The following is a 26,011-nucleotide window of genomic DNA, read 5'->3' on the forward strand; positions in this document are numbered from 1 at the left end:
AACGCTCGGAAAAATCTGGAGCGCCCAATGCCGCCCATCACCACGCGCCTGCTGGCGTTGTCTGTTCTTTGCCTGGCACTTGAAGTGCCAGCCCAGAGCAACGGCTGCCCGGCTGGCGAAAAACAAGTGTGCCTGGACGGCTGCATCTGCCTGCCAGACCTGGTGCCTGATGATGTCTACCAGATCGCGGCACCTGCCCTGGCCCTGTGGCTCACCCAGGTCCGCGCGGAAGCCGCCAGCGCCGACCTCCAACCCATTCCGGCGCACATCCGCGAGCAGCTGCTGCACTGGTACGACCCCGGCGTCCTCGATACCGCGCGCTACAAAATCAGCGACAACAACGGCCAGTTCAGCGCCGCCACTGCCATGCTGCAAAACCCCGATGTCGGTGCCGTGACGCTGATCGATATCATCCTCTTCCGGGACGCTCAATCCGCCGAACAGGACATCGCGCTCTGGGCTCACGAACTGAAACATGTGCAGCAGTATCAGGAGTGGGGAGTGCAGGGATTTGCCCAACGCTATACCCAGGATTTCAATGCCGTGGAGGCGCCGGCTTATGCCATACAGGCCGAGGTCAGGCGGTCGCTGCGCAAAGAGACTGACTGAAGTGACTTCGCCGTCATTGCTGCCTGCTTCAGGGCAGGCAGCCCGCAGCCGCGGTCCGGAAAAGAAACCGCGGCGACGGATCAATCAGGCGGCGGGGAGCAAGCCTTTCTGTTTGGCGACATGAGTCGCCAGGGCGTCCATCAAGTCCGGGGACAGGCAGTCATAGGGCTCCAGGCCGATCGAGCGCAGGCGCTCACGAATCGCCTTCATTTGTGCTGGTGGTGTGCCGGTTTCGATGATGGAGGACACGAAAGCCGCGAATCCCGGCGCAGCCCATCCGCTCTGTGGCGAAAGCTCGGTGTGGACGAAGTCCAGGCCATAGAACGCATGGTTCTGGTTCTCGATGCGCCCAAAGAGATGGGCGTGACACTGCTTGCAGGCGTGGCGCTGGATGGTGGCGGTTTCGTCGACAATCGCCAGTTTTTCGCCGTGGGCAATGACGCTTACCTTAACCCGAGGCACTACGGCGATGACGGCGAATATCGCGTTTTTCGGTTTCCAGCATTTGCTGCAACCGCACGCGTGGTTATGCAGGGTTTGTGCGTCGATCCTGACCTCGACCTTGTCGGTCGCACACAGGCATTGCAGGGTGCCACCGGTGAAATTCGCGGCGGCGGGTTGGATACCATTGTCCAGTGCAGGGTGAAGTTGCAGGGTGCTCATGCTGGCCTCTCCATTTCAAGGTGTCAGACAAAAGTGCCTGGGGCTGTGCCCCTGGCCGGTAGTTCATCGGATTTCGAAAAGTACATACGGCATAAACGGGTGACCTCCTTCGGTGCGACCGGTCGGTTCTCAATGCTCATGGGCATGTGAATGGAGGGTCAGGGCACCCGGTACCTTGGTGCGTTCGAGCCCCCCACGTTCCAGCCACCGCAGGGTCTGTGTATAGGCGCGCTGCAACAAAGACTCGGTCTGATCAAAGTTGAACACCGAGACATCTACTGGGCACAAGGGCGGGACGATGTGCAGGCTGGTGAGCGTGCGGAAGTGTTCGATGTCGCTCACCAGTTGGCGCATGCTCATCAGGTTGACGGTGTGCAGGGCCAGGGCGACCAGGCCTCGGGGTGGTTGTGTCAGGGCGCAACTTATGCCAGTGGGGATGACCACGACGTTGGTGGCGCCCAAGGCTACGGCAGTCGAAATAGGTGTGTTGCTTGCCACGCCGCCGTCAACCAGGAACCGGTCGGCGATTTGTACGCAGGGGAACACCAGCGGGATGGCAGCGCTGGCCAGTAACGCCTGTTCGAGTTCGCCACTGGACAGAACGGTCTCGGCACCACTGAGCAGGTCGGTGGTGACGATGTGCAGGGGCAGCGCCGCCTCCTCAATGCGATGAATGGGCAGTGCCTGACCCAGCAATCGGTTCAAGGCTGCCGGCTGCAACAGAAAGCCACGCCGCTTGATCAGTCCTCTACAGGTATCGAGCCAGGAGAGGGGAAAAATGTCAGCTTTACTCAGCCCCCGCCAGAATCCGGCGAGTGCCTCGACGCCATCGGAATCGGGCCTTGCGGCAAAGTAGGCACCGTTGATAGCACCTACCGAAGCGCCAACCACCATGTCGAATCGAACATTGGCCTCGACCAGGGCCCGCAACATGCCCACCTGCACCGCCCCCAGGCTGCCGCCACCAGCGAATACGACTGCGGTTTTGGTCGCCATGGTCGAAGTCTCGGCGCAGAAATGTATCGAATCAGTGTAGCTGACGGATACCTGTTACTTGCGGGGGCTCGCCGCTGAGACTGTTCTCAACGCTTGCTAAAGGCCAGCCGAGCAGCGAACAGCACAAAGACCAGGCCAGTCGTGCGATCCATCCAGGTGATGACCTTCTCACGCCGCAGAACGCCGGCAAGTTGTTGAGTAGCGCCAATCAACGTCGACGACCACAACAAACCGAGCATCACGTGAATGCTGACCAGACCGAATGTCCAGGCCATCAGGTTGTGCCCTTGGGGAACAAACTGCGGGAGAAAGGAGACGTAGAAAATCCCGATCTTGGGATTGAGGACGTTGCCCATCATGCCCTTCAGGAACCAGTTTGCATTTGGCTTTGCGTCCGCTTCGACGGGCGACAATGAGTTGCGTGGGCGCAGCAACATGTTCAACCCGAGCCACGCCAGGTAAGCGGCGCCGCAGTACTTCAACAGGCTGTACGCCAGCTCCGATACCGCAATCAGAGCACCCAGGCCAAAGGCGACGGCAGCGCCCCACAACAAGCAGCCGGTATTGATACCCAGGGCAGCACGAAACGCCTGCTGTTTGCCTTCCACTGTAGCGGTTCGCAAGACCAGGGCGGTATCGAGACCCGGTGTCAGCGTCAGCAGGGTGGCGGCAAAGGTAAAGGCAAGGAGGTTGTCTGCAATGGACATCGGCGTATGACTTTAAAGTGATGAAGCGCGAACGTTAGCACATGGCTGATCGGCATCAGATTCCGTTGAGTGCTCTAAATGCCGCCTTTGCTTCCAGAGCCTAGGGCATGCTGACGTGGCCGGTCACCTGGGCACATAGTTTTGTCAGCTGTTCGGCCAGATCGATCACGCGGCGTGGTGCGTCGGGGCGCAGGTGTAACGCGATTTCCAGTGCCGCCAGTTCGGCGAAGGAGTCGGCCACGCCCAACCGTCGGTGACCGGGCAGTGCAAGCCGTGAGGGGAGCACGCTGACGCCGAGACCATCGGCGACTGCCGAGCGGACGCTCGCGAGGCTCGCGCTGCTGTAGCCAATGCGCCAGCGTCGGCCAGCGCTCTCGAGCACGTGGATCATTTCATCGCGATACAAGCCGCCGACCGGAAACACCACCAATGGCAGCGGGTCGCGTTCGTATGTCGGCTCGTTGAGGCTGTCGAACCAGGCGAGCGGTTCGGGCCAGGCGGCGTGCCCCACCACCTGTCCAGGGCGCTGTTTGATCAGCACCAGGTCGTAGTCGCCTGCACAAAACTGCTGCCATAGCGTGTTGCTCAGCCCACTGCTGATCTCAAGCCTTATCGACGGGTGCGCGCGTGCGAAGGCGCCAAGCGTTGGCGTCAGCAAGTCCGAGGCGAAGTCTTCTGGCACACCGATGTGTATCTCGCCCTGTGCGTGGCCCTTGCGTAATTCCTCCACCACCTCTTCCATCAACCCCAGGACCCGGCGCGCATAGCCTAGCAAGCGCTCGCCGTCCTCGGTGGTGACGACGTAGCGCCCGCTGCGGTTGACCAGTTCGCAGCCGAGTTGCTCCTCGAGGCGCTTCAACTGTTGGCTGATGGTTGACTGGCTCAGGTGCACGCGCTCACCGGCGCGCGTGAAGCTGCCGCTCTCTACCACCGCGACGAAACTCTTGAGCAGCAACGGATCGATCAGCGTCGAAGTCATTACATTCCCCACTAATAGCCATTCGAACATTTCATTTCCGAATGATAGCAGCTGCTCTTAATCTTGCAGCACAGCCGCTGATGCGGTCCGTTGACCAGAATCCCCAAGGTAAATGTGATGACCAGTGACGTGACGCTGATGCCGCAGAGGCTGCCGAGTCTGTACACGCACCGGCCGCAAAGAAGTGCCCGCCATGACTGATCGCGGATCGGCTTGCATCGCTACGGGCGTGTCGCGGGCGGGCGAAGTATCACTGGCCGCACTGGTGCTTCTGGTGCTATTGGGCTTGAATTTGCGGCCATTCCTGACTTCGGTGGGGCCGGTGCTCGATCTGGTGCGCGCTGACATTGGCCTCGATTTTCGCGCCGCCGCGATGCTGACCACCTTGCCGTTCGTGCTGATGGGCTTGATTGCTTTCATTGGCATCGGTGTCGCACGTCGCTTCGGCGAAAGACGGGCGCTGGCCGGCGCATTGCTGCTCTTGATGCTCGGGTGCGCGTCACGCGCCGTGGTCAAGGACGGCGCGCAGTTGATTGTCGGCGCCGGTATTGCCGGCACCGGCGTGGCCGTGATCCAGGCCTTGATACCAGGTGTTGTCAAACGCTGGTTTCCTGAACGGATAGCGATGGCGATGGGGCTTTACTCGGCGGCATTGGTCGGCGGCGGGGCGCTGGGCTCGCTGGCAAGCACCTGGCTGAATACGTATGGCGGCTGGAGGTTGGGGCTTTCCATATGGGCGTTGCCAGCGCTTGCCGTGCTCTTGCTCTGGCTGGTGTGCGCGCCACGCACACCGTCGATAGAAGCTCGCGGACCTGCACCCGTCTTGACCGGCAGGTTTTTCAAGAATCGGCGTGCGTGGCAGTTGGCCGCCTACTTTGGGCTGACCAACAGCGGTTACTCAAGTCTGGTGGCATGGCTGCCGTCCTTCTACCAGCAGCAGAACATGGGCCTGCAGGCCTCGGGCAACTTGCTTGCGTGGTTGGCGATGTTCCAGGCGACGGCGGCGTTCGCCATGCCGATGCTCGCCCGCCGCAGCGCTGACCGGCGCGGTGCCTTATTGCTGACGATAGCGCTGCAGGTCGCGGGCTTCGCCGGCTTCGCGCTCGCTCCCAACGCAGCGCCGTGGTTGTGGGGCGCACTGGCCGGTTTCGGCCTCGGCGGGTTCTTCTCGCTCAGCCTGATTGTCAGCCTCGACCACTTGTCCAACGCGCAAGCGGCCGGGACCTTGGCGGCCTTCGTTCAGGGCATTGGTTTCCTGCTCGCCTCGAGTGCTCCCTGGTTGATCGGCTGGCTGCGCGACTCCGGCGGCAGCTTCATCACCGGTTGGTGGTTGCACATTGGGGTGCTCGCAGCGATGGCGGTGCTGACGCTCAAGTTCTCCCCGGCGAGTTACCGACGCAGCATGCAAGCGGTGTGACGCAGGTCAGGATTGAATACAAGACAGTTTGAATTGGAGTTTCTTTTGCATCTTGCTGTAGCGACATCAAGGCGCGTTGCCCGGCGGACTTTTTATAGGGAAAAAACCCATACAGGGTCGGCCACTTTTAAAACCTCAGTACCACTGTGCTTACGGAGAATAATATGAAGAAGTTCGCAGTTTCAGTTGTTCTGGCCTTGGCCGCCAGCGGCGTCTACGCGAAAGACTTGCAAGTCATTCGCTTCGGCGTTGACCCCACTTACGCGCCGTTCGAGTCGAAGGCGCCGGATGGCAAACTTGTGGGATTCGATATCGATCTTGGCAACGCGATCTGCGAAAAGCTGAAGGTCAAATGTGTCTGGGTCGAGAACTCCTTCGACGGCATCATCCCGGCGCTCAAAGCCAAGAAGTTCGACGGCATTCTGTCCTCCATGAGCATGACGGAGAAACGTAAGGCGCAGATCGCTTTTACCGACAAGATCAACAATGTCCTGCCCCGGATGATTGCGAAAAAAGGCTCCCCTCTGCTGCCAACGCCCGAATCCCTGCAAGGCAAACGTGTGGGGATCGAGCAGGGCTCAACCCAGGAAACCTATGCCAGGGCTTACTGGGCGCCGAAGGGCGTCACCATCACCACCTACCAGAACCAGGACCTGGTTTATCAAGACCTGATAGCCGGTCGCCTCGATGCAGCGTTGCAGTCCTCGGTCCAGGCCGATCTGGGTTTTCTGAAAACCGAGGCCGGACGTGATTTCGCTTTTGCCGGCCCGGAGTTGCGTGACCCGAAAACCCTGGGTGAGGGTGCGGGGATTGGTTTGCGCAAGGAAGACAATGAACTTCGCGAACAGATCAATGGCGCGCTCGCCGAGATTATCAAGGACGGCACTTACCAGAGGATCAACGATAAATACTTCTCCTTTGATGTTTACAACTGATTGATTTCAAGTTTCGGACTTGAACCTTTTACGAACCCAGACTTTTGCGACATTCAAAAACAATAAAAGTACGATTGAACAAGACAGGCAGCATCGGCTGAACTGTCGCGTTCAAGGAGAATGTAATGTCCTTGGCAGACTATGGGCCGCTGATCGCGAGTGGCACCTGGATGACACTGAAGCTGGCGATATTATCGCTGCTGGCTTCAGTACTGATTGGATTGGCAGGCGCCAGCTCCAAGTTGTCGGGTAATCGGTGGCTGCGCAATATGGCCACCCTCTATACCACGATGATCCGCAGTGTTCCCGACCTGGTGACCATGCTGTTGCTTTTCTACAGCATTCAGATCCTCCTCAACCAGATCACCGAAGGGCTTGGAATGGATCAGATTGATATTGATCCCTTCCTCGCGGGAGTAGCGACGCTCGCGTTTATCTACGGTGCTTATTTTACCGAGACCTTCCGCGGTGCTTTCCAGGCAGTCCCCCGCGGTCAGACAGAGGCGGCCATGGCTTATGGCCTCAGTCCATGGCAGGCGTTTTATCGTGTCTTGTTCCCGCAAATGATGCGTTTTGCCTTGCCCGGTATTGCCAATAACTGGCAGGTCATGATCAAGGCGACTGCTCTGGTATCCATCATCGGCCTGTCGGATATCGTCAGGGCCACCCAGGATGCCGGGAAGAGCTCCATGCAACTGTTTTACTTTACCGTGATCGGTGCACTGATTTATCTCGTCATTACCACCGTCTCAAACGGCGTCTTGATATGGCTCAGGCATCATTACTCCGTCGGAGTTCGGGAGGCTGAACTGTGATCGCTATTATCCAGGAATATTGGCAAGCGTATTTGTGGTCGGACGGCGCCAACTTTTCCGGCCTGGCAATCACCTTGTGGCTGCTGGTGCTGTCGATCGCGATCGGATTCGTCCTGTCGGTGCCGCTGGCCGTGGCTCGCGTGTCGAAAAACCGCTTTATCCGGCTTCCAGTCTGGTTTTACACCTATGTGTTTCGTGGCACGCCGCTCTATATACAACTGTTGATCATCTACACCGGTGTTTACAGCCTGAGCGTGGTGCGCGAGCACGAATTCCTCGACATGTTCTTTCGCGAAGGCTTCAACTGCACGGTGCTGGCGTTCGCGCTCAATACCCGCGCCTACACCACGGAAGTCTTCGCTGGCGCGATCAAGTCGGTGCCGTACGGCGAGGTAGAAGCGGCCAGGGCCTTCGGTATGTCGAAGTTCAACCTGTACCGCCGCATCATCCTGCCCTCGGCGCTGCGTCGCGCACTGCCGTACTACAGCAACGAGGTGATCATGATGCTGCATTCGACCTCGGTGGCGTTCACCGCCACGGTGCCCGACCTCCTGAAGGTCGCCCGCGATGTCAACTCGGCCACCTATGCATCGTTCGAGGCTTTCTTCATCGCCGCACTGTTGTACGCAGTGATTGCACTGTCACTTGTCTGGCTATTTCGTCGCGGTGAAACCCGCTGGCTGGCCTTCCTGAAACCCCAGGCCGCCTGAGGGCCGCCTACACAGGGTCAACACCATGTACAAACTGACCGTAGACAATCTGTACAAGAAATATGGCAACCACGAGGTACTCAAGGGCGTGTCGATCAAGGCCAAGGCTGGCGATGTGATCAGCATCATCGGCTCCTCAGGTTCAGGCAAGAGTACCTTCTTGCGTTGCATCAACTTCCTCGAGCAGCCGTGCGCCGGGCGAATTACGGTGAACGCCGAGGAAATCCGCACCGAGAAGGACAGGAACGGCGGGCTGCGCGTGGCCAACCAGAAGCAGCTGCAAAGCATGCGTACCAAGCTGTCCATGGTGTTTCAGCACTTCAACCTGTGGGCGCATATGTCAGTGCTGGAAAACGTTATCGAGGCGCCGATGCATGCACTTGGCCTCAGCCGCGATGTAGCGATGGCCCGTGCACGCAAGTACCTGGCCAAGGTCGGCCTGCCGGCCAGCATGGAGGCAAAGTACCCGTCGCACCTGTCCGGCGGTCAGCAGCAGCGTGTGGCGATCGCCCGGGCCCTGGCGATGGAGCCGGAAGTGATGCTGTTCGACGAGCCGACCTCGGCGCTCGACCCCGAGCTGGTCGGCGAGGTGTTGAAGGTGATGCAGTCCCTGGCCGAGGAGGGTCGGACCATGGTGGTGGTGACGCACGAGATGGCTTTTGCCCGCGAGGTGTCCAACCACGTGATCTTTCTGCACCAGGGCAAAATCGAGGAAGAAGGCAACCCGGAGCAACTGTTCAAGCACACCAGGAGTGAGCGCCTCAAGCAGTTCCTTGCCGGCAACTTGAAGTAGCCCTTCGGATGACCCCGTAAAGAGTGCGCCCGCTGGCCATCTGGCGGCGGGGGCACGCTCAAACAGTGATGAGGTTCAAATGACGTTCTGGCTGCGTAATGTCCGCCCCTATGGCGGCGAAATCGAAGACATACAGATTGTTGATGGTCGTATCGGCGATCGTCGTCCAGCCAGTGGCAATCCAGTCGCCGGCGCTGACCTTGACGGGCAAGGTCAATTGCTCGTTCCGTCACTGGTAGAAAGCCACATCCATCTGGACAAGACCCTGTGGGGGCAACCTTGGCGGCCGCACAGTGCAGGCCCAAACCTCAAAGCGCGCATAGCGAACGAACGGCAAATCCTGCGCGAGCTCACATCGCCCATTGCCGAGCGAGCGGGTGCCCTGCTGGAGCAATGTATCGCTCGCGGTTCGCTGTTGTTGCGCTGTCATGTCGACGCCGATCCCGAGTTGGGTATCCAGCATGTGGAGGCCATGCTGGAGCTGCGCGAACGCTACGCCGACCTGGTAGATATCGAGTTCGTCACTTTCCCTCAGGTGGGCCTGGTCAACCGCCCCGGGGTTGAAGCATTGATGCGAGAAGCCCTGGGTCTGGGGGTCGAGGTAGTAGGGGGGTTGGACCCCTGCGGCATAGACAATGATCCCATCGCGCACCTGTCGATCCTGTTCGAGCTTGCGGACAAGTTTGATCGCGGTATCGATATCCACCTGCATGACGGTGGGGAGCTGGGGCTCTGGCAGATTGCTCGCATCATTGATTTCACAGAGCGCTATCAGCGTCAGGGGCGAGTCATGATCAGCCATGCCTTTTGCCTGGGCATGAAAGACTGGGCTCTAGTGCTGCCGTTAGCTGAACGCCTGGCTGCCAACCAGATTTCCCTCATGACCACAGCGCCATCGGATATTGCCATCCCGCCCTTTGCCGAGCTGCGCTCAGCGGGAGTAAACGTCTGCCTCGGTTCAGATGGCATCCGGGACGCATGGACCCCAATGGGCAATGGCGACATGCTTGAACGCGCGATGCTGCTCGCCTTGCGCTGCGGCATGCGAACCGACCCTGAAATCTGCGCAGCGTTCGAAGCCGCTTCCGGTAATGGGGCGCGGGCACTGGGGCGAAGCGATCATGGATTGGCGACAGGGCAAGCAGCCAACTTGTTGCTGTTGCCCGCCGAGACACTGAGTGAAGCCGTAGTGGCACGCCCGCTGGCGCGGACGGTGATCAGCCGCGGAAAAGTCGTGGCGAAAAATGGCAGCCTGCTGCAAAGCCGCCTGTGACCCAAAACACTTTGCCCCCAGCCTCAACCGGATGCCCTGTATGACACATCACGACAACGTGAATGCCCCCCTCAATAAAGTCGACCTGCTGATCGAGCACGGCGTGGTCATCACCGTGGACGAACAACGGCGCGTCATCAAGGACGGCGCAGTAGCCGTGCTCGGCAACCGCATCGTAGCGGTGGGGCGCACGGATGAACTGCGGGCACGCTTCACCGCTGAAAAAGTCATTGATGCACGCAACAAGGCGGTGCTCCCAGGCTTGATCGACAGCCACGCCCATGCCGGCCACGCCATGCTGAAAACCATCGGCGGCGGGGAGGGCGATGCCTGGATGGAAGCCTGCCAGACCATTTATACCTCGGCCTCCGGAATCGGGTTCTGGGAGGTCGAGGCCAGGTTGTCGGCGCTGGAGCGGCTCAAATGCGGCACCACCACCGGCGTGTCGCTACTGGGCGGAGGCGATTCGATCATGCGGGTCGACGACCCGGTCTACGCGCAACGCCACGCCCAGGCGATCGCCGAAATCGGTACCCGCTCGGTGGTCGCCGTTGGGCCGTCGCGGCCGCCAGCGCCGCGCACCTACCTGGACTGGTCGACCGAACCGCCCACTCGGCGCGACGTCAATTTCGAGACCATGTTCGAGGTCTGCGAAGAAGTCGCCCGCAGCTGCGACGGTATGGGTGACGGTCGGGTGCGCATTGCCATTACGTTGCCGGTGTATGCACCACAATACGAGCCCGGCCATCGGGAGCTGGCACCTCTGTTCCGCCAGCAAGCACAGGATTACCTGGCCCTGGCCCATCGCTACGGCCTTACGTTCACCCAGGATGGCCATCGCGCCGGTACGCTGGCGCTGGCTCACCGAGAGCTGGGCCTGCTCGGCCCGACATCCTTCATGTCGCACTGCATTGACCTGACCTCGGAAGACATCGCCCTGTGCCGCGAGACACAGACCAAAATCGTGCACAACCCGAGCGCCATCATGTCGATCCTGGGTCGCTGCCCGGTACCGGAACTGATCGAGGCCAATGTAACCGTCGCCCTCGGCTCCGACGGCGCCGCCCCGGACCGGGGTTACGACATGTTCCGCCACATGTTCCAGTGCATGCACTACCACCGCCGGCATTTCCGCGACCCGGACGTCTTGCCGCAGGGCAAAGTGCTGGAAATGGTCACTATCGACGCCGCCAAGGCACTGTCGATGGAACATGAGATCGGCTCGCTGGAAGTCGGCAAGAAAGCCGACATCATTCTGATCGACCTGTTCAAACCGCACCTGATGCCGATGAACATGCCGGTCCACCGTGTCACTTGCTTCGCCAACGGCGCGGATGTGTGTACCACCATCGTCGATGGCAGGATCCTGATGGAGGACTACGTCGTACACGCCGTCGACGAGGCTGCTGTGCTGGCCGCGGTGCAGGAGGAGTCGGAACGCATGCTGGATCGTAGTGGCTTACGCCATCTGACAGACGAATCGAAAGGCCTCTGGCGGACGGCTCGGCATCACGCCGCAGGTTGAGTAACGCGGCTGCAAATGCTGGCACAACCTCAGGGCAAGCAGCACCTGCCAAAAGCGAATGGTGAAGCGGGGTGCTTCTACCTCCAAAAATGGGGCATTTCACCCACCCAACCGGGTGTTTACCACCTGATTTGAGGAATATTCCCCGCCTCACCCATTCTCTTGCTTGAAACACCCAGAAACATCCTGTTAATTGATTTGAGCTTTTTATTCGCCCTATTGAAATGGCTCATTAGTTGCAGCCCCCAAGTACCCGCAACAACTGTCGTCCCGGACATCATGGAGACGACAGGGATTGCCGGGTTCGGCATGACGCGAGGGGAGAAAAATGAAAAGCACGACACCACCATGCAGCTCCGTCGCCTCCAATGAGGAGCTTCTTATGAGTTCCATGATCAGGATTGGCATCGTTGATGATCACCCGCTGTTGAGGGATGGGGTCACGATGGCGCTGAAGAAAATAGCTGACTTTCATGTGGTCGAGCAGGGCGGGTCTGCCGATGATGCCCTGGAAATTGCTGCTCGTTTTGCGCCGAATGTGTTGCTGATGGATGTAAATATGCCGGGCGACAGTTTTGCTGCCGTGCGAGCGATCTCGGCTTCTTCGCCAGCAGTTAAAGTGTTGATGCTGACGGTATCCGAGTCCATCGAGGACGCCTATTCCGCCCTCGAAGCGGGCGCGCAGGGGTATGCGTTGAAAGGCATAAGCGGTCGTGAGCTTGTACAGATCATCAGAAACGTTGCCGCTGGTGAAACCTTCATTACACCCAGGCTTGCCAGCAAGCTGTTAAGCAATTTCAGAAAGCACGCCGGTGACAAGCAAAAGGTCGAGCTGACCCATCGCGAAGAACAGGTTATCCGGGAAGTATCGAAGGGCCTGACCAACCGTGAGGTTGCTGTCAAGCTCGAGCTCTGCGAGAAGACCATCAAGCACTACATGACAAATGTCATGTACAAGCTGCGCGTTCGTAACCGGACGCAGGCAGTCGCCGCAGTGAGACGGCATTGGGAGAGTGACCATATACCCGGCTTATGTGGTGCTCTTCAACGCCGCGACTTGAATGACAACGCTTAGCCAGACAACGAGCCATAAGCGCTGGCGGTGACTTGAGTGCAACGATCATGTTGGCACAGGTGATCAGAGTTTGAACTGCGCCCTGGCTTTGGTTCCGGCATGGGGCGCCGATTCAATGGTGAATATTCCGCCGAGGGATTCGACGCGATAGCGCATGCCGACAAGGCCCAGATGAGTTCTGCCTCGACCTGAGACACTCGGTTTCTCGGTTGGAATACCCACTCCCGAATCCTCGACTTGCACTTGCAGCAGGCCTTCGGAGTGCGAGGCGCTGAGTTTTTGGCCTTTTCCTCCGGCGTGGATATAGGCATTGTTCAATGCTTCCTGGGCGAAGCGGTAAATACAGATCTTATGCGCTATCGGTACGTCGTCTGGAAGCGTATCAAGCTGCAGGTCGACTCGCGTCTCGGTTCGCTCTTCGTGCCGTTGAACCAGCAATACCAGTGCATCGTGCAGGGTCAGGTCATTGACTTCGGGAACCGCCAGGCCAAGTGATATTTCCCGCACTTCATTCAAGGCATCCTCGCCGGCACGCCTGATCATTTCGAGGGCTTCCCCATCCGAGGTGCCTGCCGAATCTTCGAGTTCTTCAAGGCGAAGGAGAATGAGTGACAACAGCTGAGCAGGACCATCATGAAGATCTGCCCCGATCCGGCGAAGGGTGAGTTCATTGATTCTGGAGAATTCGCGATTGGCTGTAGTGACTTTGTGCTGAAGGGCGGCATTATTCGAGTGCAACCTGGCTTGCTCATGCATTCGCCATTCAAGTGCTGTTTCCTGCAGCCTTATTATTTTGTCGCCACGCCGAACGATAAAAAACAAAAGCAAAATCATCGCCATCGTTGCTGTACCAACAATCGCCCATACTTTCTTGCGAACGTTATTGATTTCGCGCTGTAACGCTTCTGCGGTTTCGTAGAACTCACCCACCGCAACAATCTTTCCAGTACCCGCTTCGCGCAGTGGAGCAAAAATTTCATAGAACGGAATGTTCAGGCTTCGCTCAAAGGCATCCTCAGTATCACCATCAAGATCTTCGTTCAGTTCCGTATAGATCTTGCCTGCCAGCGCCTGTGTGATCTCCTCCGTCGGAAAATTTTTCTTGAACGTGGATTTGTCGGTGCTGTAGACAATCGTGCCGTCCGGGAGCCAGATCTTCACCGAAACAACATGTGTACTGAACGAGGTGCTGGACAGCAGGTGATCAATGGTCTGAATAGTTCCATCGGGGAGTTCCCTGGCAGTGGTCAATCCCTGGACGAAAGGTTCGAGAAAGTTCTCCATATAACGCGCACCGGTCTCTGCCGCCGTTTGAACCGTTGCATCTTCGATACTCTGGCTTACGAGGTTTCCAACGAACGTCATGGTCAAACCCAGAATGATTGTGGCGCAGATTGCAAACTGGGTTGAGCGGCTTAAATAACGCAGTTTCGCACGGGTGCTCTGTCTCCCAGGCACTCCTCCACTGGACGTTTGGCCAACGTCTGATTCGACCAAGGTCTGATCCGATTCATTGACCAAGGTCTCAGAATTTGGTTGGGCTTTCGTCTCTGTACACATCCGGGTAGCACCTCAATACTCATTTTCAATGGAGTGTAAAGCTGGCGTTTGAGGATGAAGGCGGGAGGCGCGATGAATAATTCAAAAAGATTCTCGATCATTCTGGGTAACCGCTATTTCCGGCAACAACAGCCGGGGGTTATTACCCATGGTGTGGTCGGCCATTCGCGCCTTGTACTGTCACCTTATGGCCATACAGACCAGGATGGACACGTCTGCATGCTTGGCATTCGAGCCAAACCCGGCTCACCACCAGGCGCGTGGAACCCGTCTCCATTAGATACTAGTCAATTCGTGGTCGATGCCAGTTTTCTCATGGATAAAAGGCTTGTTGACGAAGCCGCATGGACGCAGAACCGTGCCATCACCCCTCAGGAAATCCCGGACTATGGCGATCTTCGCCAGCCTGTTCCGGCCAATGACTCTGATCGCTGGATGTGTGGCATCTGTGACAAGCCCCCTATGCCTGAGAGAGCTTCATGGACAAATGTATAGAGCCCCGATACGTGACGGGGCATTTAACAAGTTGCACCTTCTATTCAACCTGCGTTCACGGGCCGTCGCCTCCTTGAGGCGCAACACCAGCCTGTAGGCACGGTTGTCACGGGGAATTGACCCTTAGTTGAGCACTGCTGATTGCACGCCATTCAGCAAGGGCTCCGTGCGCCCATGCGACCAGGTCCCGTCGTTCAATTTTCGATTTTCATTTATGGGGTTCAACACTAAATCATGCGCTTGCAGCCGTGTTTTATGCGTGTGGTTTCCTGATTAGTCGAGCATCGAGGAAACAACCATGGCCAGCTTCATCAAGTCCGATCTTGAGTTCATTCTCGAACAAATTTTCATTGCTGAACGGCATGCGGCAGGCGCGAGTCTGGCTGACATGCTGCCGAACGTGGAAGTACCTTTCGGCCTGCGCACCGTCACCGGCATCTACAACAACCTGGCTGATCCCCAGATCCAGTTCGGCGCCGCCGACAACATCTTCCCGCGTATGACGCCGCCGGTGTTCAATACCGCGCAGGTACAGCCGGCCGGCTTCTTCGGCCCGGCCGATCCTGGCGGAACCACGCCGACCTCCTACCTGCAGACCAGCGGTTTCGTCTTTGACTCGCAGCCGCGCACCATCAGCAACCTGATCGTCGACCAGACCGCCAACAACCCGGCGGCGGTCGCGGCCGCAGCGTTCAATCCCGATTCACAGACGGTCACCAGCCCCGGTCTGGATGGCCTGTTCGGCACCGCCGACGACGTTTCCGTCTTCAAGATCCCCAATATCACGCCAGACGCGGGCCTGACCGTGCCCTTCAACGCCTGGATGACCTTCTTCGGCCAGTTCTTCGACCACGGCCTGGACCTGGTCACCAAGGGCGGCAGCGGCACGGTGTTCATTCCGCTGCAGCCCGACGATCCACTGTTCGTGCCTGGTAGCCCGACCAACTTCATGGTGTTGACCCGGGCCACCAATCTGCCCGGCCCCGATGGCATCCTCGGCACGGCCGACGACATCCACGAACAGCAAAACACCACCTCGCCGTTTGTCGACCAGAACCAGACCTACAGCTCGCACCCCTCGCATCAGGTATTCCTGCGTGCCTATGAGATCAACGCCGCCGGCGATCCAGTCGCCACCGGCAAGCTGATCACCAATCGTAATCTGGGTGCCGATGGTGTGTTCGGCACGGCCGACGATACCGAAATCGGTGGTATGGCCACCTGGAAGGTGGTCAAGGCCCAGGCCCATGATCTGCTCGGCATCAACCTGACCGATGCCGATGTGTTCAATCTGCCGCTGCTGGCGACCGACGCCTATGGCAACTTCATCAAGGGGCCCAACGGCCTTCCGCAAGTCGTGATGAAGGGCGCCGATGGCATTGCCGGCACCGCCGACGACATACTCGTCGAGGGTAACCGCGCCGCTCCCATCGACCTGACGAACGCCGTGCGCACCGGCCACCAGTTCCTCATCGACATTGCGCACAGTGCCGATCCCACCGGCGGCCTGACGCCTGACGCGGACACCGTCATTGGCGGCCCGCAAGCGCCCGGCACCTATGACAACGAGTTGCTGGATGCGCACTACATCGCCGGCGATGGCCGCGTCAACGAAAACATTGGCCTGACCACCGTTCACTCTGTTTTCCACCACGAGCACAACCGGCTGGTTGACCAGACCAAGCAGACGGTGCTGGCCTCCGCCGACCTCGATTTCCTGAACAAGTGGCTGATGCCTGACGCCCAACTGACGGCGTTGCCGATAACGCCGGCCGACATCGCGGCCCTGCACTGGAACGGCGAGCGGTTGTTCCAGGCCGCCAAGTTCGGCACCGAGATGCAGTACCAGCACCTGGTGTTCGAGGAGTTCGCGCGCACCATCCAGCCGCAAGTGGACGTCTTCCTGGCACCCATGGGTAACGACACCACGATCGACCCGTCGATTGTCGCCGAGTTCGCGCACACCGTGTTTCGGTTCGGCCATTCGATGCTGGTGGAGACAGTCGATCGTTTCGATGCCAACTTCAACGTCGTCGGCGATGGCAATCCGACTGCCCCGGGCAATCAACAGACCGGCCTGATCGCGGCCTTCCTCAATCCGCTGGCATTTGCTGCGAGCGGCCCGACCCCTGAGCAGGCGACAGGCGCCATCGTACGTGGCCTGACCCGCCAGGTCGGCAACGAGATCGACGAGTTCGTGACCGACGCGGTGCGCAACAACCTGGTCGGTCTGCCACTGGACCTGGCCGCCCTCAACCTGGCGCGCGGCCGCGACACCGGCATCCCGTCGCTGAACGCGGCGCGGCGCGAGTTCTACCACATGACCGGCGACAGCCAGCTGAAGCCCTACACGAGTTGGGCCGATTTCGTGCAGCACATGAAACACCCGGAATCGCTGATCAATTTCATCGCTGCCTACGGTACGCATTCAACCATCACTGGCGCTACGACGATGGCGGAAAAGCGCGCCGCGGCTGCGGATCTCGTGCTCGGCAGCGCCACGGCGCCCGCTGATCGCCTGGACTTCCTGCACAGTACCGGTGCCTGGGCCAGCACCGCCGGTGCGGACGGTATTCTGAACACCGCAGACGACGTGACCACCACCGGCCTGGACAACGTCGACTACTGGATCGGCGGCCTGGCCGAGGAGAAGATGCCCTTTGGCGGCCTGCTGGGTTCGTCCTTCAACTTCGTCTTCGAAACCCAGTTGGAAAACCTGCAGAATGGTGACCGCTTCTACTATCTGGCGCGCACCGCGGGACTCAACTTCGGCACTGAGCTGGAGAACAATTCGTTCGCCAATCTGGTGATGCTCAACAGCGACGCCACACACCTCCCGGCCAACATATTCCAGACGCCGGCCTTCATCCTCGAGACCGACCCGTTGCACCAGTTCAACCAGAGCGTGGTGGCCGGACCGGACGGCATCGTCGGCACGGCCGACGATCTGCCCGCCAACGCCGACCCCTTTGGCCTGTCGGACCACCCGATCGGCTCACCACGGAATGACCCTTTCACGCCGCTGGTGATCCGCGACAACCCTGACACAGTGGGCCCGGATACCAACTACTTGCATTACACCGGCGGTGATACGGTGGTGCTGGGCGGCACGGCAGGCGATGACATCCTCATTGCCGGCGACTCGGACGACGACACCGTTTATGGCGACGCCGGCAACGACCGGATCGACGGCGGCTATGGCAACGACAACCTCTTTGGCGGCGCCGGTGACGACATCATCACTGACATCGGCGGTGACGACGTCATCCACGGCGACGACGGCAACGACGTCATCCAGGCCGGCAACTCGACCCTGGCCGGCAACAATCTGGTCCTCGGCGGTGCGGGTAAAGACTTCATCATCACCACCGAAGACATCACGATGACCTTCGGCGGCGCGGGCGACGACTTCATCCTCGGCGCCAAGGTCAACCTGGCGCCCACCGGCAACGAAGGCGATGACTGGATCGAGGGCGGCACCCAGGACGGTGCACCCGGCGATAACATGAGCCCGACATTGACCGACGATGTGCCCGGCAACGATATCTTCATCGGAAAGGGTGGATTCGATGAAATGATCGGCGAGGGCGGCGACGACATCTTCGTCGCCAGCGACGCCCAGGACAAAATGGACGGCATGTCCGGGTTCGACTGGACCACCTACAAGAATGACAAGTACGGCGTGACCGTCGACATGGTCGTTCCCTTCTTCAGTCCCTATCACCCGGTGCCCAATGCAACGGGCAGAATCGTCGGTGCAGTGGGGCAATCGCCCGATGCGATCTATGACCGGTTCGCGGAAGTGGAGGGCCTGTCGGGGTCGGCCTTCGCCGACTTCCTGCGCGGCGATGAACAAAACGCAGCCATCCTCGCCAACATCACGGCCAGGGGCAGCATCCTCACCAACTTCGATCTCGTCAGCGGCCTGCGGGCCTTCGTCGGCAGCGCCGGTTTCGGTGCCGACGGTATCGGCGGGACGGCCGACGATCAGTTCGGCGCGGGTAACATCATCCTCGGCGGCGATGGCAGCGACATCATCGAAGGTCGTGGCGGCAGCGACCTCATCGACGGCGACAGTTGGCTCAACGTGCGCATCAGCGTGCGGCAGAACATCGATGGCACCGGGCCGGAGATCGCTAGCTTCGACAGCATGACGCCGATGATCCCGCTCATGCTCAACGGCACCTACAACCCTGGCCAGCTCGTTGCCGTGCGCGAAATCCTGCCCGGTACATCCGCAGGCGGGGCTGCGTTCGACACCGCCAACTTCCTGGGCCCTCTGGCGAACTACACGATCGCCGTCAACGGCATCGTCGTTGACCCCGCCGTTCCCCTCAATATCGTCGGCACCGACATCGTCACCGTGACCGACAATGTCGGCCAGGAAGAAACTGACCGTCTCACCCACATCGAGCGGCTGCAGTTCTCCGATCAGGCAGTGGTCCTCGTGCAGGGGGTCAACGCCGAGCCTGTGGGCGCACTGACGGTAGATAACACCGCGCCGACCGTTGGCCAGACGCTGACCGTGTCGGCGGCAGGCATCACCGATGGCGACAACGCGGGCGGGGCGATCCACAACTCCATCAGTTATGTATGGCAGTTTGAAGCGGCACCGGGCACGGGCGTCTTCCAGGACATCATCCTCGGCCCAGGCCGCATCGGTATCGGATTTGTAAGAGCGGACGCGCCCACTTTCACGGTGACCTCGGATCTTGCCGGTCTGGCAATTCGCGTCAAAGCCATCTATGCGGACGATCATGGCGTGACCGAGCAGGTATTCTCGGCACCGACGACGGCCGTAGTGGCCGCGGCGCCGGCCCCCGCTGCGGCGCCTTCGCTGATCGATCCGCAGACCACGGCCCCCAGCAACGGTGTGCGTTACACGCAATCGGACCTGGCGTTCATCCTTGACCAGATCAAGCTGGCGGAACACCACGCGGCTGGTGAGAACCTGAACTCGCTGCTCCCGAATGTGCGGGTGCCGTACGGTTTGCGCACGGTCGAAGGGACGGAAAACAACGTGCTCCAGTCGCAGACCCAGTTCGGTGCAGCCGATACGGTATTCCCGCGCCTGACCACGCCGAACTTCCGCCCGGCCGAAGCCGGCACGAGCTACACCCAGACCAGCGGCCTTGTGATTGACTCGCAGCCGCGCACCATCAGCAACCTGATCGTCGACCAGACCGCCCACAACCCGGCAGCGGTCGCGGCCACCTTCGATCCCGGTCTGGACGGCATCCTCGGCACGGCTGACGATGTCCTCAAGGCCGGTGCGCAGGTGGTTACTGGAACCCGCACCGACGGCACGACGTTCCAGACCTTCTTCAACCCGAACGTGAGCCCGGACGCGGGCCTGACCGCGCCCTTCAACCAATGGATGACCTTCTTCGGCCAGTTTTTCGACCATGGCCTGGACCTGGTCACCAAAGGTGGCTCGGGCACTGTGTTCATTCCGCTGCAGCCGGATGACCCGCTGTTCGTGCCCGGTAGCCCGACCAACTTCATGGTGCTGACGCGCGCCACCAATCTGCCCGGCCCCGATGGCGTTCTGGGCACGGCCGACGACATCCACGAGAACACCAACACCACCTCGCCGTTTGTCGACCAGAACCAGACCTACAGCTCGCATCCTTCGCACCAGGTGTTCCTGCGTGCCTATGAGATCAACGCCGCTGGCGATCCGGTGGCCACCGGCAAGTTGATCACCAATCGTGATCTGGGCGCCGATGGCGTGTTCGGCACTCCCGATGACGTCGAGATCGGCGGCATGGCCACCTGGAAGGTGGTCAAAGCGCAGGCGAATGCGCTGCTGGGCATCAACCTCACCGATGCCGATTTCGACAACGTGCCATTGCTGGCGACCGACGCCTACGGCAATTTCATCAAGGGTCCGAACGGGTTTCCACAAGTGGTGATGAAGGGCGCGGATGGCATTGCCGGTACGGCCGACGACGTGCTCGTCGAAGGTAATCCGCTGGCGCCCATCAGCCTGGTCAATGCCGTGCGCACTGGCCATGCCTTCCTCAACGACATCGCGCACACCGCCGTTCCGGTGGACAGCCAGACCGGTGCAGCACTGCTGCCTGATGTGGACACTGTCGTTGGCGGTACACCAGCGCCTGGCTTTTACGACAACGAACTGCTCGACGCGCACTACATTGCCGGCGATGGCCGGGTCAACGAGAACATCGGCCTGACCACTGTCCATTCCATCTTCCACCATGAGCACAACCGCCTGGTCGATCACACCAAGGCGGTGGTCCTGGCAACAGCGGCAAGCGGCGATGTATCGTTCCTGAACGAGTGGCTGCTGACGCCTGTCACTGCCGTTCCCGCCGATACCTCGACCCTCGACTGGAACGGCGAGCGCCTGTTCCAGACCGCGAAGTTCGGCACCGAGATGCAGTACCAGCACCTGGTGTTCGAGGAGTTCGCGCGTACGATCCAGCCGATGGTCGATCCCTTCTTCGCCCCGGGCCAGGTGTACGACACCGCGATCGATCCGAGCATCGTTGCCGAGTTCGCGCACACCGTCTATCGCTTCGGGCACTCGATGCTGCTGGAGCAGGTCGACCGGCTTGATCCTAACTTCGCCACGAGCGATATCGGGCTGATTCAGGCCTTCCTCAATCCGCTGGAGTTCGCGGGCAGCGGTCCCACTCCGGAACAGGCGGCCGGTGCCATCGTGCGCGGCGTGACCCGCCAGGTGGGCAACGAGATCGACGAGTTCGTCACCGAAGCCCTGCGCAACAACCTGCTGGGTCTGCCGCTCGATCTGCCCGCCATCAACCTGGCGCGCGGTCGCGATACCGGCATTCCGTCCCTGAACGCGGCGCGGCGGGAGTTCTATTTGCCCACCGGTGACGCAGAGCTCAAGCCCTACACGAGCTGGGCCGATTTCGTGCAGCACCTGAAGCACCCGGAATCGCTGATCAACTTCATCGCCGCTTACGGCACGCACCCGACGATCACCGCTGCCACCACGCTGGCGGACAAGCGCGCCGCGGCTGCGGACCTGGTGTTGGGCGGCGCGACCGCACCGGCTGACCGTGTTGACTTCCTGAACAGCACCGGCGCCTGGACCAGCACCGCTGGTGCGGACGGTGTTTTGCACACGGCAGACGACGTGACCATCACTGGCCTGGATAACGTCGACTTCTGGGTTGGCGGGCTGGCCGAGGAGAAGATGCCCTTTGGCGGCATGCTTGGCTCGACCTTCAACTTCGTCTTCGAGAACCAGATGGAGAAACTCCAGGACGGTGACCGCTTCTACTATCTGGAGCGCACCGCCTCGATGGACTTTGGCGCTGAGCTGGAGAACAACACGTTCTCCGCGCTGGTGATGGCCAATACCGACGCCACACACCTCCCGGGCAGGGTTTTCCTGACGCCGGCCTACATTCTGGAGGTCAACCAGGCGAACCAGTACAACCCCAGTGTGATTGCCGGTCCCGACGGCATTGTCGGCACCGCCGACGATCTGCCGGCCAATGCCGATCCTTTTGGTCCGTCGGACCACCCGATTGGCTCACCGCGCAGTGACTTCCTCACGCCGCTGGTGATCCGCGACAATCCCGCCACGCCGGGCCCGGATACCAACTACCTGCACTACACCGGTGCCGATACGGTCGTGCTGGGCGGTACGCCCGGCAACGACACCCTCATCGCCGGCGACTCGGACGACGACACGGTCTATGGCGATGCCGGTAACGACCGGATCGATGGCGGCTACGGCAACGACCAACTCTTTGGCGGTACCGGTGACGACATCATCACCGACATCGGCGGCGACGACGTCATCCACGGCGAGGAAGGCAACGATGTCATCCAGGGCGGCAACGGCCTCAACCTGATCCTCGGCCAGGCCGGCCAGGACTTCATCATCACCGGCGAGGACGCAGCCGACACCAGCGGCGGCCTGGGCAACGACTTCATCCTCGGCAGCAAGGCGAATGAATTCGCGCGCGGTGGCGAAGGTGACGACTGGATCCAGGGCGGATCCGCCGATGGCGTTGCCGGCGACAACTTCGACCCGTTCGGCAACGATCCGATCGATGGCAACGATGTGTTCATGGGCGATGGCGGACCGGACAACTTCGACGGGGAGGGCGGTGATGACATCATGATCGGTAGCCCCAGTGAGGCGGACCGTTTCATCGGTTTCTCCGGTTACGACTGGGCAACCTTCAAGGACGACCCGGCTGGCGTGACCATCGGCCTCAACTCCAGGCTGCGCTTCTTCGACCAACCGGCGGTGCCCGGTTCCACCGCGTCGATCCTTGCCCGGCTGGACCTGGTGGAAGGGCTGTCGGGATCGTCACACGCCGACTTCCTCAGCGGCGACGATTCCACCGCGGCATTGCTCGCTGTGGCCGGCGCCAAGGGCAGCGTGCTGACCAACTTCGACCTCATCAGCGGTCTGCGGGCGTTCGTCGGTGCCGCCGGTAACGGAGCGGATGGCATCGCCGGTACGGCCGATGATAAGTTCGACGGGGGCAACATCGTCCTGGGCGGCGCCGGCAGCGACGTCATCGAAGGCCGTGGCGGTGATGACCTTATCGACGGCGACAAGTGGCTCAACGTACGCATCAGCGTGCGGCAGAACATCGATGGCACCGGCCCGGAAATCGCCACCTTCGACAACATGACGCCGCTGGTTCCGCTGATGTTGAACGGCACCTATAACCCCGGCCAGCTCCAGATCGTCCGCGAGATCCTGACCTCGACCACTCCGGACTTCGACACGGCGCTGTTCTCCGGCAACATGGCGGATTACACCGTGGTCAACAACGCCAACGGCACCTTTACGGTCACCGATAGCGTTGCTGCCAGGGACGGGACTGACACCCTCAGCAATATCGAGCGGTTGCAGTTCGCCGATCAGTCGGTCGTGCTCGGCGGAGTGAACTCGGAGCCAGTCGGTTCGCTGAGGATCGACGATCCGACGCCAGCCGTCGGCCAGACGCTGACCGTCTCGGCGGCCGGCATCACCGATGCCGACAATGCCGCGACTGGCGGCGCGATCACCAGCCCCATCAGTTACTTCTGGCAGTTCGAAGCGCGCCCGGGCTCGGGAGTCTTCGAAGACATCACCTTCTTTGCCGCCGGTGAGGTCGCGCGCGCGGAGGGTACGACTGTCACGGTGGGCTCGGAACTCAGGGTGGCACCACCGGCGACCCTTATTGGCGCCGTGCCGGCTATTCCGCAACTCGTCGTGGCAACCGGACTGGCTCTGCGCGTCAGGGCGGTCTACAAGGACGCCAATGGCGTGCTGGAGCAGGTGTTCTCGGCGCCGACCGCACCGATCACGGTGGCCGGTACCGGTACCGTCAATGTCCTGCCGGTTGGCACTGTGCTGATCAGCGATACGACCCCGACGGAAGGCTCGGCCTTGACCGCCACGGATGCGTTCACCGACGCCAACGGGACCACCACCTCGGTGATTACCCATCAGTGGCAGGCGGGTAGCGGTGCGATCTTTACCGACATCGCCGGCGCGACGGGCACGACCTTCACGCCCGGCCAGGCGCAAGTCGGTCAGCAACTGCGTGTCGTCGCGAGCTACACCGATGACCTCGGCACACTTGAGCGAGTCACCTCTGCCGCAACGACAGTGGTCGGTGATCTGTTTGTCGGTACCGCCGGTGTCGACCTGTGGACCGGCACGGCAGGCGATGACGTGGCCAGCGGAGGTGCTGGCAACGACACCCTGAACGCCTTGGGCGGCAACGACATCCTCAATGGCGACGCGGGCAACGACTTCCTCATTGGCGGTGCGGGTAATGACCAGATGACCGGCGGAACCGGCAACGATACCTACCGCGTCGACTCAGTCGGGGACGTGGTGGTCGAGTTGACGGGCGAGGGTCAGGATTCCGTACAGACCACGCTGGCCAGCTACACGCTGGGCGCCAATGTCGAGCATCTGCTCTACCTCGGAGTCGCCAACTTCGTCGGCACCGGCAACGCGTCGAACAACGTCATCACCGGTGGGGTGGGTAATGACACCCTCAACGGCGGTGGCGGCAACGACACCTTGATAGGTGGTGCCGGCAACGACGTCCTCACTGGTGGTGCGGGTAATGACGCGATGGTCGGCGGCGCCGGCAACGATACCTTCCGCGTCGATTCAGTCGGGGACCTGGTGGTCGAAGTGGCGGGTAACGGTGAGGACTCGGTACAAACCACGCTGACCAGCTACACGCTGGGCGCCAATGTCGAGCATCTGCTCTACCTCGGAGCCGGCAACTTCGTCGGCAACGGCAACGCGTTGAACAACGTCATCACCGGTGGGGTGGGTAATGACACCCTCAACGGCGGTGACGGCAACGACACCTTGATGGGTGGCGCCGGCAACGACGTCCTCACTGGCGGTGCGGGTAATGACGCGATGGTCGGCGGAGCCGGCAACGATACCTTCCGCGTCGATTCAGTCGGGGACCTGGTGGTCGAGGCGTCGGGTGAGGGTGCGGATTCGGTACAGACGTCGCTGACCAGCTACACACTGGGTGCCAATGTCGAGCACATGCTCTACACCGGAGCCGGCAACTTCGTCGGCACCGGCAACGCGTTGAACAACATCATCACCGGTGGGGGGGGGAATGACACGCTCAACGGCGGTGACGGCAACGATACGTTGCTGGCCGGCCTCGGCAACGACGTCCTCAATGGCGATGCGGGTGCCGACCGGATGGAAGGCGGAGCCGGCAACGACACCTACCGCGTCGATTCATTCGCGGACGGGGTGGTCGAGGTGGGGAATAACGGTGAGGACTCTGTACAGACCTCGCTGGCCAGCTACACGCTGGGCGCCAACGTCGAGCATCTGCTCTACACCGGAGTCGGCAACTTCGTCGGCAACGGCAACGCGTCGAACAACGTCATCACCGGTGGGGTGGGTAATGACACCCTCATCGGCGGCGCCGGCAACGACACATTGCTGGGTGGCGCCGGCAACGACTTCCTCGATGGCGGTGCCGGCAACGATAGTGTGACCGGTGGTGCCGGCAACGACACGATGCTTGCCAGCAATGGCGACGATGTCTTCATGTTCGCTGCGGGCTTCGGCAACGATGTGATCACCGGCTTCGATGCCAACGCGGCGGGAGGCCAGGACCTGCTCAATATCGCCGCGCTCAACATCACGGCGGCGACCTTTGGCAGCAGCGTCACCATCACCGATGTCGGTGCCAATACGTTGCTCAGCTTCGGAGCCGACACCATCACCCTGGTAGGTGTGGCCGACGCAACAACCGTCACTGCCTCGGACTTCATTCTGGCCAGTTGAGGTCCTGGTCAGTACTGTCGCAGGGGACGTGGACAGCGGGGGGGAGGGCAATGGATGCCCTCCCTTTCTCCTTCCACTCAACTGCCCATCAGTTTCACGTCCAAGAATTCGGGTAGTGATATTTCAGCAGTGCGCTGGTTGATCAAAGACCGCCGAGCGAGCTGGTGTGGAG

General features: G+C 60.6%; 16 protein-coding genes. 11 read left to right on the forward strand and 5 right to left on the reverse strand.

Translation table 11 applies throughout. The features are described 5' to 3' along the window. Window positions 1-27: 27 nt before the first annotated feature. Entirely contained in the window at window positions 28-609 is a 582-nt protein-coding gene (locus RS887_RS28475) for an eCIS core domain-containing protein (RefSeq protein WP_322617999.1), read from the forward strand. Between the two features lie 84 nt (window positions 610-693). Here RS887_RS28475 and gfa read toward each other — a convergent pair whose 3' ends face one another. The 4 genes from gfa to RS887_RS28495 all read right to left on the reverse strand — a co-directional run bounded on the left by gfa (window position 694) and on the right by RS887_RS28495 (window position 3,954). Then, on the reverse strand, window positions 694-1,272 hold the full coding sequence (gene gfa, locus RS887_RS28480) for an S-(hydroxymethyl)glutathione synthase (protein ID WP_322618000.1): 579 nt from the start codon (window positions 1,270-1,272) through the stop codon (window positions 694-696). Window positions 1,273-1,401: 129 nt separating this feature from the next. Then, entirely contained in the window at window positions 1,402-2,268 is an 867-nt protein-coding gene (locus RS887_RS28485; RefSeq protein ID WP_322618001.1) for a patatin-like phospholipase family protein, read from the reverse strand. Between the two features lie 86 nt (window positions 2,269-2,354). Continuing rightward, entirely contained in the window at window positions 2,355-2,975 is a 621-nt protein-coding gene (locus RS887_RS28490) for a LysE family translocator (protein ID WP_322618002.1), read from the reverse strand. Between the two features lie 100 nt (window positions 2,976-3,075). After that, entirely contained in the window at window positions 3,076-3,954 is an 879-nt protein-coding gene (locus tag RS887_RS28495) for a LysR family transcriptional regulator (protein ID WP_322618003.1), read from the reverse strand. A gap of 193 nt (window positions 3,955-4,147) precedes the next feature. On the opposite strand from RS887_RS28495, the gene RS887_RS28500 reads away from it, so the two are divergent. From RS887_RS28500 to RS887_RS28535, 8 genes are all read left to right on the forward strand, one after another. Next, entirely contained in the window at window positions 4,148-5,371 is a 1,224-nt protein-coding gene (locus RS887_RS28500) for a cyanate transporter (protein ID WP_322618004.1), read from the forward strand. Window positions 5,372-5,535: 164 nt separating this feature from the next. Continuing rightward, window positions 5,536-6,306, forward strand: a complete 771-nt coding sequence (locus RS887_RS28505; protein ID WP_322618005.1) for an ABC transporter substrate-binding protein — start codon at window positions 5,536-5,538, stop codon at window positions 6,304-6,306. 125 nt (window positions 6,307-6,431) lie between these two features. Beyond that, entirely contained in the window at window positions 6,432-7,121 is a 690-nt protein-coding gene (locus tag RS887_RS28510) for an ABC transporter permease (RefSeq protein ID WP_322618006.1), read from the forward strand. Then, window positions 7,118-7,831 carry an ABC transporter permease gene (locus RS887_RS28515; protein ID WP_322618007.1) on the forward strand — a complete coding sequence of 238 codons (714 nt, stop codon included), beginning with the start codon at window positions 7,118-7,120 and terminating at the stop codon, window positions 7,829-7,831. Before RS887_RS28510 ends, RS887_RS28515 begins: the two co-directional genes overlap by 4 nt. A gap of 25 nt (window positions 7,832-7,856) precedes the next feature. After that, entirely contained in the window at window positions 7,857-8,624 is a 768-nt protein-coding gene (locus RS887_RS28520; RefSeq protein WP_322618008.1) for an ABC transporter ATP-binding protein, read from the forward strand. 79 nt (window positions 8,625-8,703) lie between these two features. Further along, complete coding sequence (locus tag RS887_RS28525; protein WP_322618009.1) at window positions 8,704-9,897, forward strand: amidohydrolase family protein; 1,194 nt, start codon at window positions 8,704-8,706, stop codon at window positions 9,895-9,897. Window positions 9,898-9,937: 40 nt separating this feature from the next. Continuing rightward, the gene (locus tag RS887_RS28530) at window positions 9,938-11,422 is read left to right on the forward strand and encodes an amidohydrolase family protein (protein ID WP_322618010.1); all 1,485 of its coding nucleotides are present in this window, start codon (window positions 9,938-9,940) and stop codon (window positions 11,420-11,422) included. A gap of 382 nt (window positions 11,423-11,804) precedes the next feature. Further along, window positions 11,805-12,497 (forward strand): response regulator transcription factor, encoded by a 693-nt coding sequence (locus tag RS887_RS28535; protein ID WP_322618011.1) that lies wholly within the window; start codon window positions 11,805-11,807, stop codon window positions 12,495-12,497. A gap of 63 nt (window positions 12,498-12,560) precedes the next feature. On the opposite strand, the gene RS887_RS28540 is transcribed toward RS887_RS28535, so the two are convergent. Next, entirely contained in the window at window positions 12,561-14,057 is a 1,497-nt protein-coding gene (locus RS887_RS28540) for a sensor histidine kinase (RefSeq protein WP_322618012.1), read from the reverse strand. A gap of 72 nt (window positions 14,058-14,129) precedes the next feature. Here RS887_RS28540 and RS887_RS28545 point away from each other — a divergent pair, with 72 nt between their 5' ends. Then, complete coding sequence (locus tag RS887_RS28545) at window positions 14,130-14,552, forward strand: hypothetical protein (RefSeq protein WP_322618013.1); 423 nt, start codon at window positions 14,130-14,132, stop codon at window positions 14,550-14,552. Between the two features lie 298 nt (window positions 14,553-14,850). Beyond that, window positions 14,851-25,839 carry a peroxidase family protein gene (locus tag RS887_RS28550; protein WP_322618014.1) on the forward strand — a complete coding sequence of 3,663 codons (10,989 nt, stop codon included), beginning with the start codon at window positions 14,851-14,853 and terminating at the stop codon, window positions 25,837-25,839. Window positions 25,840-26,011: the final 172 nt, after the last annotated feature.

Source organism: Pseudomonas sp. BIC9C, from assembly GCF_034541995.1.
Taxonomy (GTDB): Bacteria; Pseudomonadota; Gammaproteobacteria; order Pseudomonadales; family Pseudomonadaceae; genus Aquipseudomonas; species Aquipseudomonas fluorescens_CC.

Coding starts and splice junctions, on each gene's coding strand:
- RS887_RS28475 (WP_322617999.1), top strand. CDS start 28: ATGCCGCCCATCACCACGCGCCTGCTGGCGTTGTCTGTTCTTTGCCTG.
- gfa (WP_322618000.1), bottom strand. CDS start 1,272: ATGAGCACCCTGCAACTTCACCCTGCACTGGACAATGGTATCCAACCC.
- RS887_RS28485 (WP_322618001.1), bottom strand. CDS start 2,268: ATGGCGACCAAAACCGCAGTCGTATTCGCTGGTGGCGGCAGCCTGGGG.
- RS887_RS28490 (WP_322618002.1), bottom strand. CDS start 2,975: ATGTCCATTGCAGACAACCTCCTTGCCTTTACCTTTGCCGCCACCCTG.
- RS887_RS28495 (WP_322618003.1), bottom strand. CDS start 3,954: ATGACTTCGACGCTGATCGATCCGTTGCTGCTCAAGAGTTTCGTCGCG.
- RS887_RS28500 (WP_322618004.1), top strand. CDS start 4,148: ATGACTGATCGCGGATCGGCTTGCATCGCTACGGGCGTGTCGCGGGCG.
- RS887_RS28505 (WP_322618005.1), top strand. CDS start 5,536: ATGAAGAAGTTCGCAGTTTCAGTTGTTCTGGCCTTGGCCGCCAGCGGC.
- RS887_RS28510 (WP_322618006.1), top strand. CDS start 6,432: ATGTCCTTGGCAGACTATGGGCCGCTGATCGCGAGTGGCACCTGGATG.
- RS887_RS28520 (WP_322618008.1), top strand. CDS start 7,857: ATGTACAAACTGACCGTAGACAATCTGTACAAGAAATATGGCAACCAC.
- RS887_RS28525 (WP_322618009.1), top strand. CDS start 8,704: ATGACGTTCTGGCTGCGTAATGTCCGCCCCTATGGCGGCGAAATCGAA.
- RS887_RS28530 (WP_322618010.1), top strand. CDS start 9,938: ATGACACATCACGACAACGTGAATGCCCCCCTCAATAAAGTCGACCTG.
- RS887_RS28535 (WP_322618011.1), top strand. CDS start 11,805: ATGAGTTCCATGATCAGGATTGGCATCGTTGATGATCACCCGCTGTTG.
- RS887_RS28540 (WP_322618012.1), bottom strand. CDS start 14,057: ATGTGTACAGAGACGAAAGCCCAACCAAATTCTGAGACCTTGGTCAAT.
- RS887_RS28545 (WP_322618013.1), top strand. CDS start 14,130: ATGAATAATTCAAAAAGATTCTCGATCATTCTGGGTAACCGCTATTTC.
- RS887_RS28550 (WP_322618014.1), top strand. CDS start 14,851: ATGGCCAGCTTCATCAAGTCCGATCTTGAGTTCATTCTCGAACAAATT.